The organism is Leptospira tipperaryensis (assembly GCF_001729245.1).
Lineage (GTDB): Bacteria > Spirochaetota > Leptospiria > Leptospirales > Leptospiraceae > Leptospira > Leptospira tipperaryensis.
In genome coordinates this window covers 1,514,564-1,531,495 of the sequence record NZ_CP015217.1, presented here as the reverse complement: position 1 = coordinate 1,531,495, position 16,932 = coordinate 1,514,564, and the positions used below count along the sequence as shown (strand labels likewise).

At 42.0% G+C, this 16,932-nt stretch carries 16 protein-coding genes; 6 read left to right on the top strand and 10 right to left on the bottom strand.

Features of this window, described 5'->3' with window-relative positions; all coding sequences use genetic code 11:
- Window positions 1-5 precede the first annotated feature (5 nt).
- From A0128_RS07305 to A0128_RS07280, 6 genes are all read right to left on the bottom strand, one after another.
- Window positions 6-962 (bottom strand): NAD(P)-dependent oxidoreductase, encoded by a 957-nt coding sequence (locus A0128_RS07305; RefSeq protein WP_162274099.1) that lies wholly within the window; start codon window positions 960-962, stop codon window positions 6-8.
- A gap of 75 nt (window positions 963-1,037) precedes the next feature.
- Entirely contained in the window at window positions 1,038-2,774 is a 1,737-nt protein-coding gene (locus A0128_RS07300; RefSeq protein ID WP_069606899.1) for a nucleotide sugar dehydrogenase, read from the bottom strand.
- On the bottom strand, window positions 2,775-3,467 hold the full coding sequence (locus A0128_RS07295) for a hypothetical protein (RefSeq protein WP_156781790.1): 693 nt from the start codon (window positions 3,465-3,467) through the stop codon (window positions 2,775-2,777).
- Between the two features lie 398 nt (window positions 3,468-3,865).
- Window positions 3,866-5,620 (bottom strand): ABC transporter ATP-binding protein, encoded by a 1,755-nt coding sequence (locus A0128_RS07290; RefSeq protein ID WP_069606897.1) that lies wholly within the window; start codon window positions 5,618-5,620, stop codon window positions 3,866-3,868.
- Between the two features lie 10 nt (window positions 5,621-5,630).
- Window positions 5,631-6,581, bottom strand: coding sequence for a GDP-L-fucose synthase family protein (locus tag A0128_RS07285; protein ID WP_069606896.1), 951 nt, complete (start codon window positions 6,579-6,581; stop codon window positions 5,631-5,633).
- Window positions 6,581-6,901, bottom strand: a complete 321-nt coding sequence (locus A0128_RS07280; RefSeq protein ID WP_069609185.1) for a MarR family EPS-associated transcriptional regulator — start codon at window positions 6,899-6,901, stop codon at window positions 6,581-6,583. The genes A0128_RS07285 and A0128_RS07280 overlap by 1 nt, the downstream gene beginning before the upstream one ends.
- Window positions 6,902-7,576: 675 nt before the next feature.
- Here A0128_RS07280 and A0128_RS07275 point away from each other — a divergent pair.
- The 5 genes from A0128_RS07275 (at window position 7,577) to A0128_RS07255 (ending at window position 10,972) form a co-directional block, all read left to right on the top strand.
- A complete protein-coding gene (locus tag A0128_RS07275; protein ID WP_069606895.1) occupies window positions 7,577-8,206 on the top strand; it encodes a hypothetical protein in 630 nt (209 codons plus the stop codon).
- 577 nt (window positions 8,207-8,783) lie between these two features.
- A complete protein-coding gene (locus A0128_RS07270; RefSeq protein ID WP_069609184.1) occupies window positions 8,784-9,200 on the top strand; it encodes an Hsp20/alpha crystallin family protein in 417 nt (138 codons plus the stop codon).
- Window positions 9,201-9,224: 24 nt separating this feature from the next.
- Window positions 9,225-9,629, top strand: coding sequence for an Hsp20/alpha crystallin family protein (locus A0128_RS07265; protein ID WP_069606894.1), 405 nt, complete (start codon window positions 9,225-9,227; stop codon window positions 9,627-9,629).
- A gap of 483 nt (window positions 9,630-10,112) precedes the next feature.
- Window positions 10,113-10,463, top strand: coding sequence for a DMT family protein (locus tag A0128_RS07260; RefSeq protein ID WP_069609183.1), 351 nt, complete (start codon window positions 10,113-10,115; stop codon window positions 10,461-10,463).
- 50 nt (window positions 10,464-10,513) lie between these two features.
- Complete coding sequence (locus A0128_RS07255; protein ID WP_069606893.1) at window positions 10,514-10,972, top strand: SAM-dependent methyltransferase; 459 nt, start codon at window positions 10,514-10,516, stop codon at window positions 10,970-10,972.
- A 312-nt stretch (window positions 10,973-11,284) separates the two neighbouring features.
- Here the strand turns inward: A0128_RS07255 and A0128_RS07250 are convergent, their stop codons facing one another.
- Genes A0128_RS07250 through A0128_RS07235 form a run of 4 tightly spaced genes read right to left on the bottom strand, consistent with a single transcriptional unit; the run spans window position 11,285 to window position 15,300 of the window.
- Window positions 11,285-11,875 carry an SCO family protein gene (locus A0128_RS07250; RefSeq protein WP_069606892.1) on the bottom strand — a complete coding sequence of 197 codons (591 nt, stop codon included), beginning with the start codon at window positions 11,873-11,875 and terminating at the stop codon, window positions 11,285-11,287.
- A gap of 25 nt (window positions 11,876-11,900) precedes the next feature.
- Window positions 11,901-12,917 (bottom strand): multicopper oxidase domain-containing protein, encoded by a 1,017-nt coding sequence (locus tag A0128_RS07245; RefSeq protein WP_069606891.1) that lies wholly within the window; start codon window positions 12,915-12,917, stop codon window positions 11,901-11,903.
- A 6-nt stretch (window positions 12,918-12,923) separates the two neighbouring features.
- On the bottom strand, window positions 12,924-13,238 hold the full coding sequence (locus A0128_RS07240; protein ID WP_069606890.1) for a PLDc N-terminal domain-containing protein: 315 nt from the start codon (window positions 13,236-13,238) through the stop codon (window positions 12,924-12,926).
- A 40-nt stretch (window positions 13,239-13,278) separates the two neighbouring features.
- Entirely contained in the window at window positions 13,279-15,300 is a 2,022-nt protein-coding gene (locus A0128_RS07235) for a right-handed parallel beta-helix repeat-containing protein (RefSeq protein ID WP_069606889.1), read from the bottom strand.
- 294 nt (window positions 15,301-15,594) lie between these two features.
- Here A0128_RS07235 and A0128_RS07230 point away from each other — a divergent pair, with 294 nt between their 5' ends.
- Window positions 15,595-16,878 carry a sensor histidine kinase gene (locus A0128_RS07230; protein WP_083244082.1) on the top strand — a complete coding sequence of 428 codons (1,284 nt, stop codon included), beginning with the start codon at window positions 15,595-15,597 and terminating at the stop codon, window positions 16,876-16,878.
- The last annotated feature ends 54 nt before the right edge of the window (window positions 16,879-16,932 follow it).

Below are 16,932 nucleotides of genomic sequence, written 5' to 3'. Positions count from 1 at the left end.
TTTAATCAGGATATATATTCTATAAATCTATTAACAACGAACTCACGGGTTTTCAAAAGAGCCTCTTTTGAATTTCCGCCAACGTGCGATGTAATTATAAGATTGTGGTGATTTTTTGAATATTCTATTAGAGGATGGTTTTCAGGCGATCTTCCATTCCAAGAAGAATCGTTATCGAGTACGTCTAACGCAGCGCCAGCAAGCTTACCGGACTTCAAATGGTTCAGTAAAGAAGCCTCGTCTACGAGTTCTCCTCTTGAAGTATTTACAAAAAAAGAACCGTCTTTCATATAGCCGAACTCTCTATCGCCGATCATTCTTGAATTTTCGGGTTTATAACTTGCCATCAAACTGATAACGTCCGATTTCTTGAATAAATTTTCCTTTTCAGATCTTTCATCTTCAGGAATTTCAGAAATTTTTACCGGATCAATATCGTATATTAAACATTTCATTCGAAATGATTGCGAATACTCTCTTACGATCTTACCTAATCGTCCATATCCAATGATACCAATTGTCTTTCCATTGAGCTCTTTTGTTTTAAGCTCAGAGCGGTTCCATAGATTTAAGTTTACGTTAGAAATATCTTTTCTAAATTCTTTAAACAAAGATAGAATAAGTAACCACGCATGCTCGGCGGTGCTCGTTATCGAACTCAAGAATTCGACCTCGCCTTTTAGGCTGATAACTTTGATCTCTAATTCTTCACAGGTTTCTAAATCCACGTGATTTAAGCCGGTCGTTGGAGTTACAATCACGCGCAAATTTTTTAACTTTTCTAAATCTTCTTTTCTTAATTCGACACCCAAGCCGATAAAAATAGCATCTGGGTTCACCTCTTGAATATAAGTTTTCTTATCCGGTTCTTCTTTCTTATCTAAAAAAACTCTTCCGAACTTTCTAAGTTTATCGATGCTCGAATCCGGAAAGTTCCAGCTTTCAAGGACCAAGATTGTCATTTTAGAATCGAAATTCATTGGAAAGATTGTTTTGAATCAGATCAAAAGAATACGAATTAAAAGAATTCTTGAACTTCAAATGTCTCCGGCTTCTACCTTTCTCCGTTCCATACTGAGCGTTAAATAGGTGGCTCCCTTAGAGCTTACGATATCTTCACTATAAAACAAACGCCATGCGTCGTATATAATTGGATTCTCATTCATTCTTCGAATCATGTCAAAGACCTGTATCTTCTCAAATGACTTATGATTATTGAGAAAAAGAATACAATCCATTCCATTAAATCCTTCCGGGATGTTCGCTACTCCAAAGCCTTGCTCTTGTATGTCGGCCGTCTTTGCAACCGGATCGAAAACTAGAACCTCTCCAACAAGATTCTTTAATGATTTTGCTATTGCAAGCGCTGAAGAATCGCGGATATCACCCGTTTCTGGCTCTCCTTTAAAAGCGAGACCACAAATGAGTAATTTACTTTCTCTTTGTTTTTTTCCGGTTTTATCCAACGCATTTAAAACCTGGTTCACGAGATACTCGTGCATACTTTCGTTAATTTTTCGAGAGTTAACGAATACGGAAGGATCAAATTTTAATTGGTCAGAAAGAGAGGCGAATATAAAAGAATCCTTTGTCAAACAAGGTCCGCCGACTCCCGGGCTCGGATAAGGAATTCGATCCCGAGGATATCCTTCATTTGCCGCGCTGATTAGTCTTTCTACATCTAAATTATAACCACCGGCGATCTGAGCGATTTGATTTGTATAAGCAAAGATATAATCTCGGTATGTGTTGTTAATCAACTTGACCATCTCGGCGGCTTCAAGAGATTCCACTCTGATAATCGTATTCGTGAGGTCGCGAAAAATTGCCGCGGTCGCCTCCACTGAATCGCTATCAAAACCTCCGATTATCTGCGGAAGACTCCTGAGTTCCTTCAACGCGCGCCCCTCTGCTGTTCTTTCCGGTGCGAAGGCTAAATGGAAATCAACGCCACATTTTAAATCGCTGATCTGTTCAATTTTTTTGAGTACAATATTGCGACTGACGCCCACGGGAATTGTGGATCGAAGAATCACCAAGCTACCCCTGCGAATACTCTTTCCTACCTTTTCACAAGCGTCGTATATATAACTTAAGTCCGGTTGTTTCGTCTCTTTATTTATAGGAGTTCCAACGGTAATGATAAAAACGTCTCCGTTCGAAGGGATCTGATTGTTCACAAAAAGATTCTTATTCAACACCTCGCGAATCAATTCTTCTAAACCAACTTCGTGAATATAAGAATTTCCTTCTTTCAGAGACTGAATACGAGATTCGTCAATTTCAACGCCAGTGACATTAAAGCCTGCGTCTGCTAGGGTCGCTGCCAGCGTCAAACCGACATAGCCAAGTCCAATTACTACTAAATGACGATGGGTGGCTACGCGTTGTTCCCAAAGCTGATGATATTCAATTACTCGAACAGGAACTCTTTGGGGATCAACCAAGACTATTTTGCTGAGAAACTTCTTACTCTTTCTATTTCTTTTTAATAATTCATTAGGAAGTCTCTGAATGATTTGATTGATTGAAAGATCCGTTTCAAAGTAGATCGGATCCTTCTCCATCATGTCGAGAGCGTTCAAATCAAGTCTGCGGTGCTTAACGATAGCCTTACGAATATCGCCGTCGGAAATGGTGCCTATCAATTTTTTATTTTCGTCGACAACCAAAGCGATCCCAACGGGAAGATTTTCGGCTGCTGCCTCGTTAAATATATTATAGACATCCATCAAAGAAGTCTGCGTATCGCATATGAGTTTATTAATATTCAATCAATCCTCCAAAAGGTATTCCGCCGCGCGAGTATGCCCGTTCATTTCCATAGAAAGTATATTTTGATGAAAGGGTTTCCATAGTCTACTTTCAGAATATGCCTCTAAACTTAACTTTTGAGCGTCGTCGACATTGGCGGCAAAAAGCCCGATCTTCATCTTCGAGATCACGTTTCCGTTGTGAATAATTTCTGGATTCTCGTCAAAACACGTCGCTATAATCGGAATTCCAAATTGAACACAATCGGTCAAAAGGCCGATACCGGGCCTTCCTAAAACTAATCTTAGTTGAGAAAAAGCTTCGGAAGTAAATTCAAAGAGTCGAACATGACGCTTATCCAAATTCTTACCAAAGAGATCAAAGAGAGCGCTATCAAGACAAATAGGAATTTTATAATCCACTAAATTTTCGATCAAAGCAAGAATCTGAGTTCTTTCGGCGACCCCGGCTCCCATCGTAATTAAAATCGAGTTACGATTATCAAAATCACGATTCCGTCCGTCCAATTCTTCGCAGAAAAAAGGAAGTTTAACCGGAACGGTCATTTCATCAAGATTTTCCATATAGAAATATTGATTACAGATCATCCTCGGTTTTTTCAGCTTTAAGAGTTCTGTTTCTTCTTTAACGAGGTCTTGAATTTCGGCGTTTTCATTTCTTCTGTAAACATCAGACCATAAAAAAGAGCCCATAAGAATCGCATCCCTTATCTTCAAGACGCACACATAATTATCCGAAACGATTTTCTGATCATTTAGCAGATTTTTAGGTAAACGATTAAGCCAATCAAAAGCATTCTTATAGCTCTCATTTGGCGTCCCTATACATTCAAAAGGGCTTGTGACGACCTGCAATTCAAAACGTTTTACTAAATTATGCCTCAGTAAATAATCTTTTTGTAATTCTCCGGTTACGACTGTAAGATTCAACCCTGGAGATAGAGTAACCATTTTTTCGATTACGGAACCGACCCTTTTAATATGCCCAAATCCGTTATTACAAACAAAAAAAAGAAAATCCTTCATTGAGATTAGATTAAAAAAACAATAAACATAAAACTTCTATAATATATTAAAACCTGGAGATGTTTCTAGACAAAAATTTCCCGGTAAGAACCGACGCGGTTAACTTTTCCATTTTTCAGTTCGATTATCTTGTCGCAATTTTGAATCGTACTCAGCCTATGAGCGATCATAATAATAGTGAGATCCTTACTCAAGGCTTGAATCGAATCGATGACGGCTTTTTCTGTTTCCGAATCCAAAGCGCTCGTGGCTTCGTCAAAAAAAATCACGGAAGCTTCTTTATACAAAGCTCGCGCAATTCCTAAACGTTGCCTTTGCCCGCCGGACAATCTCACACCTTTTTCTCCGGCATTCGCGAGATACCCCTTGGGAAGCGACTCTATATAATCCGAAATTTGAGCATTACTGGCTGCTAATTTCACCTTCTCCATATCGATCTGATTTTCAGTGATACCAAAGGCAATATTCTCTGCAATCGTAGTATCGGATATATAAATCGACTGAGGAACATTTGCTATCGAAGCCTGCCATGACCGTAGATTCTCCGAATCGATTTTAACTCCATCTACGTAGATAGCTCCTTGATTTGGAGCCAGTAGCCCCATCAATACATCGATCAACGTACTTTTACCGCTTCCGGTTTCACCTATAATCCCTACCCTTTCCCCTTTTTTAATTTCAAGATTGACTTGGCTTAAATTTATCGAAGCAGAAGTAGTGTATTGAAAACTCAAATCGGCAATTCGAATACTCTCATGAAACGGGATAGGTGAGGGTCTTGGTAAATAAGAATAAGCAGGTAACGGTTGATCTAACAAAGATAAAACATCGGCGATGATAGGCATCGAAGATCTAAGACTAGTCCAACTTTGAAATCCTTGTTGAACCACGGGCATCAGCCTCTGAACTCCGAGAACGATAGATCCCAGCAGGGGGAGGGAGGATTCGATTCCATTAGAGTTTAAGCTAGCGTAATATGATAAAAAGGCTACAGCCGTGAGTGCCAGGGTTTCAAAAACGTAACGAGGACTTGCTCCCGTATAAGTAGTAAGAGCCGATGCAATTCTTAATTTTTGATCCGATTCACGAAACAGCTCCGTGTAGAATTTTTGATTTCCATCCAAGAGAATTTCTCTAACACCTCCAATTCCTTCTTGAAGGTGTTTTAGAACTCGCGAATGTTCATCCGCTTCTATATGTCCGTTCGCTAAGAGTTTTTTTCTCGTAAAAAAAGCAAGCAACGAATACATTCCGCCAAAGGAAAGAAGCCCAAGACCTACGACCAATGGATCCAATTGAACTAAAAAAAGAAAGATAATAGCAGTCATGAGAATGGTCGTGATGATATGAATCACCGGAAGAATCACGGTCCCAATCATTCTTTTAGCCTTAATTAGAATTCCTGAAACTACTTCGCTACTGTTCCTGGAGATATGAACTTGATAAGGCTGATATAAAGTACGATTATAAATATTGATGCTAAAGTCATTCCCCGTCTCGAATGAAAATTTCGTACTATACCAGAGTAGATACAAACGAATCGATCCGGATAGAACCACCGCGATAATAAAGAGCAAAGTAAACGGTAAAACCAAAGTTTTCGGTTCGGTATAACCGAAATGAATAAAATAATCATGCAACCAAGTTTGCTGGAACACAATTTCCGGTTTTGTGATTACGGAAATAAATGGCAATATGGATCCGATAGCAAAAATCTCGCTCAGAGAAGATAGAAAGATTAGAAAAATCAAAAAGATGAATTGTTTCTTTCTTCGGTTCGAAAGATGATTCCAGAGTTTTATTAATAAATCGTTTAACATATAATACTGCTTATTTTTTTAGCGTTTCAATAAAATCCGCAACCGCCAACTCGATCCCCTTTCTCAATTCCACTTGATGTCTCCAACCCATTTTGTGGAGTTTAGAAACGTCGAGGAGTTTCCGAGGAGTGCCGTCCGGTTTTGTTAAATCAAAAGTTAGAAGTCCTTGAAAACCGACGACTTCTTTCACGGTTTCGGCTAACTCGCGAATACTGACTTCGATTCCGCTCCCTACATTGACGTGTTCTCCGCCTTTCGAATCCCCGACGACGTCGTAATTCTTCATTAGAAAAACGCAGGCGCGAGCCATATCATCCGAATATAAAAATTCTCTCAGAGGTTTGCCAGTCCCCCAGACGACAACTTCGGAAAGATTCTGAACCTTCGCCTCATAAAACCTTCGAATGAGAGCCGGTAGGACATGGGAATTTTCCGGATGATAGTTGTCTCCTGGCCCGTATAAATTCGTAGGCATTACGGAAATAAAATTCGTACCGTATTGACGATTGTAACTCTGACACATTACAATTCCTGCAATCTTTGCGACGGCATACGGTTCATTGGTAGGTTCGAGTTTTCCGTCTAAAAGTTGGCCTTCATCCATCGGTTGTTGCGCAAACTTCGGATAGATACAAGAAGAACCTAAAAAGACTAACTTCTTTACTTTGAATCTATAACACGCATCTATGATATTGTTTTGAATCTGAAGATTGGAAAATATAAATTCGGCGGGATAAGTATTGTTTGCATGAATCCCTCCCACCTTTGCGGCTGCGAGAAAAACGTAATCTGGTTTTTCCTTCTTAAAAAATTCAAGAACATCAGTTTGTTCGGTTAAATCCAATTCCGAGTGGGACTTACCGATGACGTTCTCATAACCTTCATCGCGAAGAACACGTTCTATCGCGGAACCTACAAGACCCTTATGACCGGCGATATAAATCTTTGCCGTCTTTTCCATCACTGTTCCTCGACTTCCTTCTTCAGCTCTTCGATCTCTTTCTGAATCTGTTCGTATTCTTGCATCTTCACTTTGAGATAACGAACCGTGATCCTCGCCTTTTCCTCGATTCCCATCGGAGTTAGAAAATAGGCATAAGCCAACTTGTTCTTGCTATTCTTAAAGTTCCGAGCCTTGACCCAGCCCTTATCCATGAGAGCCTTTAGGCAATAGTTCACCTTTCCGAGGCTGATGCCTAAGATTTCAGAAATTTCTCTTTGATTTACTTCCGGGTTTTCCTCTAAGATTCTTAGAAGTTTGTGTCTGAGTGCGTCATCCATAGGAATTACCAAAAAAGAGGGAAAATTCAACAAAACGGGGAATTGGCGGGATCTTTTAGACACAGCTTCGCCGGGTCAATCCCAAGATTGGAAAATCTGGTCTCATAAAAAGGCGATATTTGCATCCTGTCAAGAAAATTTGTTCAACCCTTGAACAGACGAATCATCAGATTATAACTAGAAAAAAGACGAAATTCTAAGATGAAAATGGGAAAGGATCGGGAGGATTTCCGTTGAATCAGCGGCAAAGGTAAGAATTTCCCTTCGAAATCGAATCTTCCTTCTCGAAACCTAACTTCTGCAAGTCGATCCAAGAAAAAAGAAGGATTGGATTCTATAAAATAACAAAGATCTTATACGAAGTAAAATTCTCATAAACTTAAGAATGAAAAAAGAGGATCGTTAAGAACCTCGAAGCCGAGAAGACAAAGTTAAAATATCAAAATATTCCATTCTTCGTTCCTAGATTCAATGAAAAGTCTTTCTGATTTCCTTTCTATCCTGAGAAGAATATAAAGTTTTCTCTTCATTCATTCTTTCTAAAGAATAAGAAGTATCTGAATCAAACGAAGGAAGATCATTTTCAACGACGATTCAGTTTTTTCTTGCATTAAGAATTCTTAGAGCAAATTATAACCAATTTCTGCCCCATAGATTTCAGGAGATTCTAACATTATGGCCGACTCTGCTATTGTCCGCAAACTGGACCTCAGGCTTATCGAAGATGGTATCTTAGATAGCGCTTTCGTAGACGATTACTCGCTTGTTCACCAAAAACTCAACGAAGAGTTTCATAAGACCGGAAGGTCCGCTCAACCGGAAGCTAACTTTGAGCTCGGTGAAAAGATTCTCAGGGATTGGTTGCATGGACTTGCCCGCCAAGGCGCCTCTCAAGACAAGCTTACGAGCTACCTTCGAAGCGGACTTGCTCATCTTTCATACGATTTTATCGAATCTTCAAACGAAGGTTTGGAAACCGGCGACATCGACGATCTGATCGGACGCGCGCTCGTTTCCTTTAAGAATCGCGATTTTGAAAAGTCATTCTTCCGCGCCAACGTGGAAGACAAGACTGTCGTTAAAAAGGCTGTAGCAAAGAAAGCGGATACCAAAAAAGCTGCGAAGAAAAAAGTAGCCAAGAAGAAGGCCGCTAAAAAGAAAACAGCGGCGAAGAAGAAAAAGACCGCAAAGAAAAAAGCTTCTCCTAAAAAGAAAGCAGCTAAGAAAAAAGTGGTTCGTAAGACTGTGGCTAAGAAAAAAGCCGCTAAAAAGAAAACGGCGAAGAAAAAAACTAAGAAGAGATAATCTTTCTTTTTCACTTTCCTTCCCTTCTTCTTCAAGAGCTTGGAGTTCGGCTTTCGCCCGACTCCGGGCTTTTCTTTCTTTCTCCTCTTTCTCAAATTTCAATCCGACCATCCCACGCTTCGAGCTTTGTTAGAGTTCCCACGCTTCGAGCTTTGTTAGAGTTCCCACGCTTCGAGCTTTGTTAGAGTTCCCACGCTTCGAGCTTTGTTAGAGTTCCCACGCTTCGAGCTTTGTTAGAGTTCCCACGCTTTGAGTTTTGTTAGAGTTCCCACACTTTGAGTTTTGTTAGAGTTCCCACACTTCGAGCTTTGTTAGAGTTCCCACACTTCGAGCTTTGTTAGAGTTCCCACACTTCGAGCTTTGTTAGAGTTCCCACACTTCGAGCTTTGTTAGAATTCCCACACTTTGAGTTTTGTTAGAGTTCCCACACTTCGAGCTTTGTTAGAGTTCCCGCGCCCCCGAAAACCCAGATTGGCACTATTTCAAAAAGAGTGCTATTTTTTGAAAATTTTCTTGGAACTTTTTTGCCAAATTAGCACTCTAAGATTCAGATTGCCAAGGAGAGGAATTTAAAATGATTCACGAATTCAGAATGATAGAAGATCTACACAAACTCCAAAACCAGCTTTCAAGCCTCTGGGACCCGTTTGTGGCAGCAGGCGGAAGCGCTTATCCTTCTTTAAACGTCCACAAGGGCAGCGACTCGGTTACAATCACCGCGCTCATTCCCGGACTTGCCCACGATACGTTGGATATCACAGTGAGTGGTAACCAACTCCGCTTGAGCGGAGAGGCCCCCTCCCATGCTCCGAAAGCAAATTTAGGCGCAAAGCGCGTGGAAAGATTTCAAGGAAAATTTCAGAGAACTCTGGAACTCCCCACGGAAGTCGATCCCGAAAAAACAACGGCAGAATTTAAGAATGGAATTTTGGTCCTAACTCTGCCTATCAGAGAGAGTGTAAAACCTCGGAAGATTCAAATTCAAATAAATTAAATCAAAGTTAAAGGAGAAACCAAGATGACTAACGCAGTTCTCAATAAGGAAACAAACGTAACACAAGAACACTCAGCTTCTCAAGAAGTGAAAAAGGAAAAAGCCCGAATCTTGACTCCGAGAGTAGACGTTTATTCGGACGAAGAAAACATCTATCTCCTCGCGGACCTTCCCGGAGTCGAAGAAAAGGACGTTCAGGTTCAGATCGAAAAAGATCAACTGACCATTTCCGGAAAAACGGTAGAGAAAAATATTCCCGGGGAACTTCGTTACTCGGAATATAGAACCGGAGAATACAAAAGGTCCTTCACTCTTACGGAATCCGTCGAAGAGGAAAAGATCTCAGCGGTTTATAAAAATGGAGTTTTGAGCCTGACTCTTCCAAAGAGAAAACCTCAGGTTAAAAAAATCGAAGTTCGCTCCGAGTGACATTTCTTCCACCGGGTCGGGATCCTTCCTTTAGGATCCGCCGGTGGAATCTCGGTTAAAATAGAATTTCGAAAGCCGCCCCTTTTCAGGGGCTTTGTTATACTACCTGAAGTCTAATCCCTTTTACACCCCGGAGACGGGGTTTCTTTTTTGAACTAAAATTCTAAATTACTCGTATGATTTTTCATTTTTAGAATATTCAATAAATTGAATTTTATTTAAAAATCTAAACTTAAAAATTTTAATTTATAAAAACGAACTTCAACTTCCTTTTGACAAAATTCCAAGCTACGCTTCCCTTAATTTTCAAAGTTTCTGCGAGCCGAAAACAAACGAGTCGGAGACAAATTTAGTATTTGGCTCCATTCTAAAAAGGGACAAGGAAACCTTCTCTTTCTTCAAACCTATGAGCGAAAGAAATTCGCGAGAAAAGAATCTAATTTCAGATTGTCAATCCACGCGAACTCGAGCGAACATCTTCTCATGAAAACTTTTTTCCTCCTCGTCTGCTCCAATCTTTTTATGACATTCGCCTGGTACGGACATTTGAAATTCTTTCACGGTTGGAGCCTACCTCTCACCATTCTCCTGAGCTGGGGAATCGCGCTCTTTGAATACATTCTTATGGTTCCGGCAAATCGAATCGGTTACGGAGAAGAAGGATACAGCGCCTTTCAACTCAAGATTTTACAGGAAGTAATCACGATTTCGATCTTTATAGTCTTTGCATCTTTGGTTCTAAAAGAAAAAATAAAGTGGAATCACGCCGTGAGTTTTTTGTTTATCTTAGGAGCGGTCGCGTTTGCATTTTATGACAAGTCCCCTTCTCAGTAAAAAGCAAAAATAGAAATTCTTTTCAAACACATCTTCCGGAGAATTCTCTTATGAACATTCAACTCAAACCGATCGCCTTTACAAAGAACTCGAGAAAAAACCCGATCGACGACCACTGGGACACGATCGAATCGGAGGTAACCCTTTCCGAAGAGATCCCCGAGTCTGCGTTAGACGGAATCGAATCTTTTTCCCATCTCGAATTGATCTATTTATTTCATCTCCAAGAAGAATCCAAAATTGTTCTTGGCGCGGAACATCCAAGGGAGAATCCACTTTGGCCGAAAGTTGGAATTTTTTCTCAGAGAAAGAAAGCGCGACCCAATCGTTTAGGCGCGACGATCGTAAAACTCATCGGTAAAAAAGGAAGAACCCTTTTGATCCAAGGGTTTGATGGTATCGACGGGACTCCGATCTTGGATATAAAACCCGTCTTTCAAGAATTTCTTCCAAAGGAAAAGATCGTTCAACCCTCTTGGGTGGGAGAACTGATGAAGGATTATTGGTAAGAGTTTTTAAGATTTTCCGAAGGAAGATCTCTCAAGAAGGAGGTCCTACTTCGATTTACGAACAAAACAAAGTCTTCCGGAAGTTCTAAAAAAAGAAGGAGGTCCTACTTTCTTCGGTAAAACAAAACTTCGAACCTCCGCTCGGGCTCAACTCCTCAGGCAAACAAAATCTCAAGAAAAACATGGTGTTCCGCTTCAATCCCGCCCTTTAAGAAGGAATAAAATTAAATTCTTAAAACAGAATATTCTTAAAATTGAATCTATTGTTTCTAAAAATTCGAAACACAACAGACCTCGTTTCCATCTCAGGGTTCAAAGAAAACGACGAATCTCTTTAGCGATCAATTTTCCGTCCATTCCTCCCGGAAAAGTCGCGAGAATTTGACTCTTTTCATCGACGATATACAAAAAAATGGTGTGATCCACCGTGTAACCGCCTTCGATCGAGGGATTACTCACCTTTTTCGAAACGGCTCCAAAGGCGGACTGAAGAACGTCTAACGTATTTTTTTCACCGGTCAAAGCTACCAGACGTTCGCTCGGAAACTGTTTTACATATTTTGCAAGTAATTCCGGAGAATCTCGCTCCGGATCCACGCTGATAAAGATAGGGGTCAGATCTTTTGCATCGTTCCCTAATTCCTTCACCGCGGTCGACATATCCAAGAGCGCCCTCGGACACATATCAGGACAATGCGAGAAGCCGAAGTAAACGAGTTTCAGTTTTCCCGGAATGTCGCTCAGAAGAACTTCCTGATTCTTCGTGTCTATCAAAGAAGTCTTTGACCATTCTTCCACAAAAACGGGAGCGTCCTTGGATGCGTTCTTCCATTCTTTCCAACCAAAAAAGCCGATTCCGATTCCAAGGACCAGTACGAGGATAAAAAGAATTTTCTCTTTCAAAACATTCTCCCGAAAACGTTAGACGTCATACCGCGACGATCCAGCCCATCGCTCCGTTCTCTGCCATCTTTGTCTGGTGAGGATGAAACATATATCTTCCTCTTTTAGGAAGCGTAAACTCGATGATGACCCTTTCCGTTTGCCCGAGAGTAACCACGTCCGTATGGTCGTCCGGAGTCAATCTTGTACCGGTTCTAAAAACGTCAAAGGTCTGAGCGTGTAAGTGAAAGGAAGCAACGGGCTCGTATTCACACATATTAGCGATGTATAATCTTACTTTTTGTCCCACGGGAACCTTGATCGGATAACGATCGTAAAAACCGGCCATTCCGTTCCAGGAAAAAATATCGTTCTTACCTTTGTCGCCAAGATCCCAACCCGAGAGAATCAGCATAAACTCGTGAGCAGGCGGACGTCCTCCGGGAGGATCCACGATCAGACCTCCGTACAGACCTTTAGCCATGTGACTCGACAAAGGCGGAACATGACAGTGATACGGATGAAATCCGATCGGTCCCGCAGTTAGTTTATAAGTTTTTTCCCCACCGGTTACGATCGGTTCCCAACCGTCTTCATTTGGATCGTGACTTCCGTGAAAGTGAATCGAGTGAGGATGTTCGGAATCGTTTCGAAGAGTGATCTCCATCTTTTGTCCAAGCCTTGCGCGAACGACTGGACCGGGAACGATTCCATTGAAAGTCCAAGCTTTGACGACGGTGTTGTGAGCTACGGTAAGAGGCATCTCCACGATGCTCAGGTGTTGTTTGAGAATCGGAACGTTAGTCGCTTCTTGATTCTTCAACTCCATCCGAGAAAGAAAGGCGGGATCGATCTGAAAGGGAGGATGTACCATACTCCCGTAAGAATTGTTTCCCGGATTTCCAGGAATCGTGGCCTCTTTGTTGACACCGACGATTCCGGGGCGAACCTTACAAAGAAGTCCTCCGTTTCCGTCCGCATCCCCGATCGTGCTGATCCCGGCGCCCGCGGCTAAACCCGCTCCGCCGAGTCCGATCCATTTGAGAAACTGCTTCCGATTCAAGGTCTTTTAGAATTTGGCGACCGATGTGATCAGGATGATCAGCGCCAAAAACCCCACTCCCCCATAGACGAGGGAATTTTTTAACCAAGACGGAACCTTAGATCCTCCCGCGATCAGATACGCGCCTGCTCCCACGATGGGAACAAGAAGAATCGCACCCGTCCAGATGGATCCGATTTTAGAATCCACGTCTTCTCTTTTAACAAGATCCGCCAGAGCCAAGGGCGCGAGCAGAGTATAAAGAATGAACGGAAAGTAGTATCCGTAAAAGTTGAAAAGCAATGCGAAAAATCCAGGGCCGCCTATAACAGTTTGTTCCATATTTTTTCTCCTATGATAATTTCTGAATATTCTAAACTTCTTAACTGATGGTTTTAGTTCCCACACCGTTCATCAAAGAGATTCCGGTATAGAGAAGTAAAAGGAAGAATGCGATGAGTCCTCCCCAAACCAAGGTCCTCTTAAACCAGGTAGGATATCTACTTCCTCCACCTAAGAGATAGATCGCAGGACTTAGGATCGGAACCAAAGTGATGGCGACGATCCAGGAAAGTTTCTTGTTGTCGTCCAGATCGGAACGATCTTTCAGATCAAACAAGGACATAGAAGTCCAGCAGATGTAAATCGCAAACGGAAGTAAAAAACCCAACCAGTGATAGAAGAATGGAAAGAGACTCGCCGGTTTTACGAGAGTGATCGCGCCCGTAGTCGGAGCCGGTTTTCTCGGAACCGATTTCAAAATTTCTTCCGCTTCCTTTGGAAGTTGAATTTTGTTCACGTCCAGATTGAAGTCTTCAAAGGCGGTTAACGCAGGTTTTACGGGAGCAGAACTTCCACCGGGCATATTGAGCTGAGGTCCGGGAATCGGTTGTTCTTTATAATTTCCGGAAGGAAATCTTCCGCCGGAAGCCTGAACCATCAAACCCAGAGCCCCGAGCATCATAGAAAGATCCCCGCCCATCGGAAGACGAATAAACGAATTACATCCGTTCCATTTTTCCAAGAACGCGGGAAGTTCGGTTCTGTATTCGTTACCCGAAAAACAGTTTCCGGTGCTCATCGGTCCGACGAGTGCCAAGTCGGCTCTTCCGGAATTGTAGACGATATTATCCGTCACAACGTTGTTATGCGAAATCCAGAATTTTTCATCCAGGTTTGGAAGAATCACGATTCCGTTGTTTTGGTGATCTACTACAACGTTCTTGCGAATGATATTTGAAAGCCCGCCGGCGATCAAGATTCCGTTTCCAAAAGAAGGATATTCCAGAGCTGCGATAGGAGCCTTCGGGTTATTGTTGTTATAAACAAGATTTCCGATGATCGTCGTTTCTCTTTCCGGAGGAAGAAGCTCGCGGTCCAGAGTGTTCGGCGCGAGACCGACTATGTTATTCTTCCAAACGGAACTGATAAGATAGAGCTCGCCTCCGGAATTGGTTCCGGAATAACCGAGGGCGTTGTGTTCCGAAACTACGTCGTAGAGAATCGCCTTACAAGGGTAACACTGACCGATGTAGATTCCGGAATCGGGAGAACCGGATGCATACGTATGTTCAATCACGCCGTTCATAGAATCGAAAGCGTAAACTCCGTAGTCTCCGTTATTGTGCGCGGTGAGATAAGAACCGCGAAAACCTTTTACGCCGGTCCAGTAAAAACCGTTCAAGGACGCGTTTCTCGCAGTCATGTTTTCGATCACGACACCGTCTGCGGCGACGACCATAATTCCGTTTCCTCTCTGAAACTGACCGTCGATGATCACTTTGTTTCGATCGGTTCCTCGAATCGTGATCGAAGGAGTTGTAACGGTGACTTCTTCAAAATAAACTCCGTCGCTGATCAAGACGAGATCGCCCGGGGCGGCGGCGTCCACCGCGTTTTGAATCGTAGGATATTGCGAAGGAACTTTACGAGTGGTTCCCGAAAACTTCTCAACGTTCTTCCAGGACTTTCCGGCTTTTGCTGCTGGATTGTAAGGAACGTTTCCGACTACGATGTCGCCGACCATTCCGCTCTTGCCGTCGGGAGTTGCGTGAAAAGAACAGAAGTAAGGAAACACGCCTTCCTTCGGAAACGTAACTTTCGTTTTTGTTCCTCGGGGCATGACGATATTGCCGAACGTTTTTTCCGTGGACCAATTCTTATCCACTGCGATTGCGTTGTGCGGGTTGTTTCCTGAGTTCACAAACTCAACGACCCCGCCTACAGGAATTCTCTGCATAGGAGGAGAAAAAGAGTTATCGATCATCAGAACGTGCGCGAAACCCTCTATCTCATCCTTTTTCTCACCGGAACAAGCCGAGACGAGAATTCCAAACAGAACTCCTACAAAAAGGAGAACGAATAGAGAGAGAACTTTTTTGATTTCGAAACCTGGTTTTTTCATTTTTGATTGAACCCCCGGGTTTTCCGGAATTTTATTGTATACTTATACTGAAGTTTGATAGGAATTGGAATGCTCATTCGTAAACCCATACGGAGTGATTGCAAAGAAAAAAATAGACCATTCTCGATCTATAATTGGCCTCGAAACCTACCTTCAGAATAATGAGCATTTGCTCACATATTTATTTAAAACTCAAGACAAAAATTTGATGCGTGAGATTTTTCCAGAATTAAATTCGAACAATCGTTATCTTTATAAAAGAAGAAATGAGCTGTTCAGGGATTGAATGGACAGATGAGTTTTGCTTCTAACATCCGGGAATTGTTTCGAGTCCATTCACCCAATTCTACGCATCCCAATGCTTGGAAAAGAAACATCATTCACATTCTTCTGATCGTTTCCTCGATTTTTGGACTGATCATTTATATCCCGAGCGTCTATCTCGCGGGAAAACAAGGCCTCGGAGAAGTCGTAATCGTAGATACGCTCGCGCTTCTTCTTATCTGGTTTCTTCTTTTACTTCCGAATCGATACTACAAACCCAAATCCTATTTTCTTTTGGCTTTGGTTTCGATCATGGCCGCCCTACTTTATACAAAGATCGGACTCGCGGGTGCCGGAATTCTTTGGTTCTTTTTGATACCGGTCTTCTGTGGAATCTTTTTGAATCCAACGCTCGCATTCTGGGGTTGGGTCATTTCCACGATCTCCGTTTTCGGAGGAGCCCTTCTCGCTCACTACAAAATCTGGATCGGAAACGAAACTCCTTTTCAGATCCTCGTAGTCGGCGCTAATTTTTCGTTCTTATGCGGGATTCTTACTTTTTCCGTAATCGCGATCCTGAGAGGACTTGCGCAGAGCATACGAAAACAGAAACAACTGATTCTTCTCCAAAGAAAAACAAACACCAAACTTCAGAATGAGATCGCGATCCGAATGGAAGCGGAAACTAAATTGACGGATTCATTGAACGACAAGGAAACCCTCTTTCGAGAAATTCAACACAGGGTGAAAAACAATACGCAGCTGATTCTTTCCATGATGGCTCTCGAACAGGACAAAACAAAATCGGAACCGGCAAAGAAGGCGATCTCTTCCGCGATGAATCGAATTCATTCCATGGCGATGGTTCAAGATTATCTGTTTTATAAGGATTCGTATAAGGTCATTCACGCAAAGGATTATCTCAATTCTTTGGTTCGTCATCTTTTTCTTTCTTATAGTCCGAGCGACGGAAGAATTCAATCGAGTTGTGATATAGAAGAAATTTATCTTCCGATGGAGAAGGCGATTCCCTGCGGTCTGATCATCAACGAACTTCTTTCCAATTGTTTTAAACACGCCTTTCCGGAAAATGGAAAGGGTAAGGTTTCCGTCCTCTTTCAAAAATCAAGTACCGGTTTTTTAACCTTGGAAGTCGCGGACAACGGAATTGGAAACGTTTCGGAAGAAAAAAATTCCTCGGAAAATACTTCTCTTGGAATGAGCCTCATCGAAGCGCTCTGCCAACAACTTCGAGGAGAATTGGAAGTGGAAAAGAATAACGGCTTTCTTGTACGAGTTCGTTTTTTTCCCTAAGATATTAGAATCCGATCCTGAGCAAAAACGAAACGTTTTGTATCGAAGGAAGAA

Excerpts from the sequence above, each read along its gene's own strand:
- A0128_RS07255 (WP_069606893.1), top strand. The coding sequence starts at position 10,514 with ATGAACATTCAACTCAAACCGATCGCCTTTACAAAGAACTCGAGAAAA.
- A0128_RS07260 (WP_069609183.1), top strand. The coding sequence starts at position 10,113 with ATGAAAACTTTTTTCCTCCTCGTCTGCTCCAATCTTTTTATGACATTC.
- A0128_RS07280 (WP_069609185.1), bottom strand. The coding sequence starts at position 6,901 with ATGGATGACGCACTCAGACACAAACTTCTAAGAATCTTAGAGGAAAAC.
- A0128_RS07240 (WP_069606890.1), bottom strand. The coding sequence starts at position 13,238 with ATGGAACAAACTGTTATAGGCGGCCCTGGATTTTTCGCATTGCTTTTC.
- A0128_RS07265 (WP_069606894.1), top strand. The coding sequence starts at position 9,225 with ATGACTAACGCAGTTCTCAATAAGGAAACAAACGTAACACAAGAACAC.
- A0128_RS07235 (WP_069606889.1), bottom strand. The coding sequence starts at position 15,300 with ATGAAAAAACCAGGTTTCGAAATCAAAAAAGTTCTCTCTCTATTCGTT.
- A0128_RS07230 (WP_083244082.1), top strand. The coding sequence starts at position 15,595 with ATGAGTTTTGCTTCTAACATCCGGGAATTGTTTCGAGTCCATTCACCC.
- A0128_RS07275 (WP_069606895.1), top strand. The coding sequence starts at position 7,577 with ATGGCCGACTCTGCTATTGTCCGCAAACTGGACCTCAGGCTTATCGAA.
- A0128_RS07290 (WP_069606897.1), bottom strand. The coding sequence starts at position 5,620 with ATGTTAAACGATTTATTAATAAAACTCTGGAATCATCTTTCGAACCGA.
- A0128_RS07285 (WP_069606896.1), bottom strand. The coding sequence starts at position 6,581 with ATGGAAAAGACGGCAAAGATTTATATCGCCGGTCATAAGGGTCTTGTA.
- A0128_RS07295 (WP_156781790.1), bottom strand. The coding sequence starts at position 3,467 with ATGGGCTCTTTTTTATGGTCTGATGTTTACAGAAGAAATGAAAACGCC.
- A0128_RS07305 (WP_162274099.1), bottom strand. The coding sequence starts at position 962 with ATGACAATCTTGGTCCTTGAAAGCTGGAACTTTCCGGATTCGAGCATC.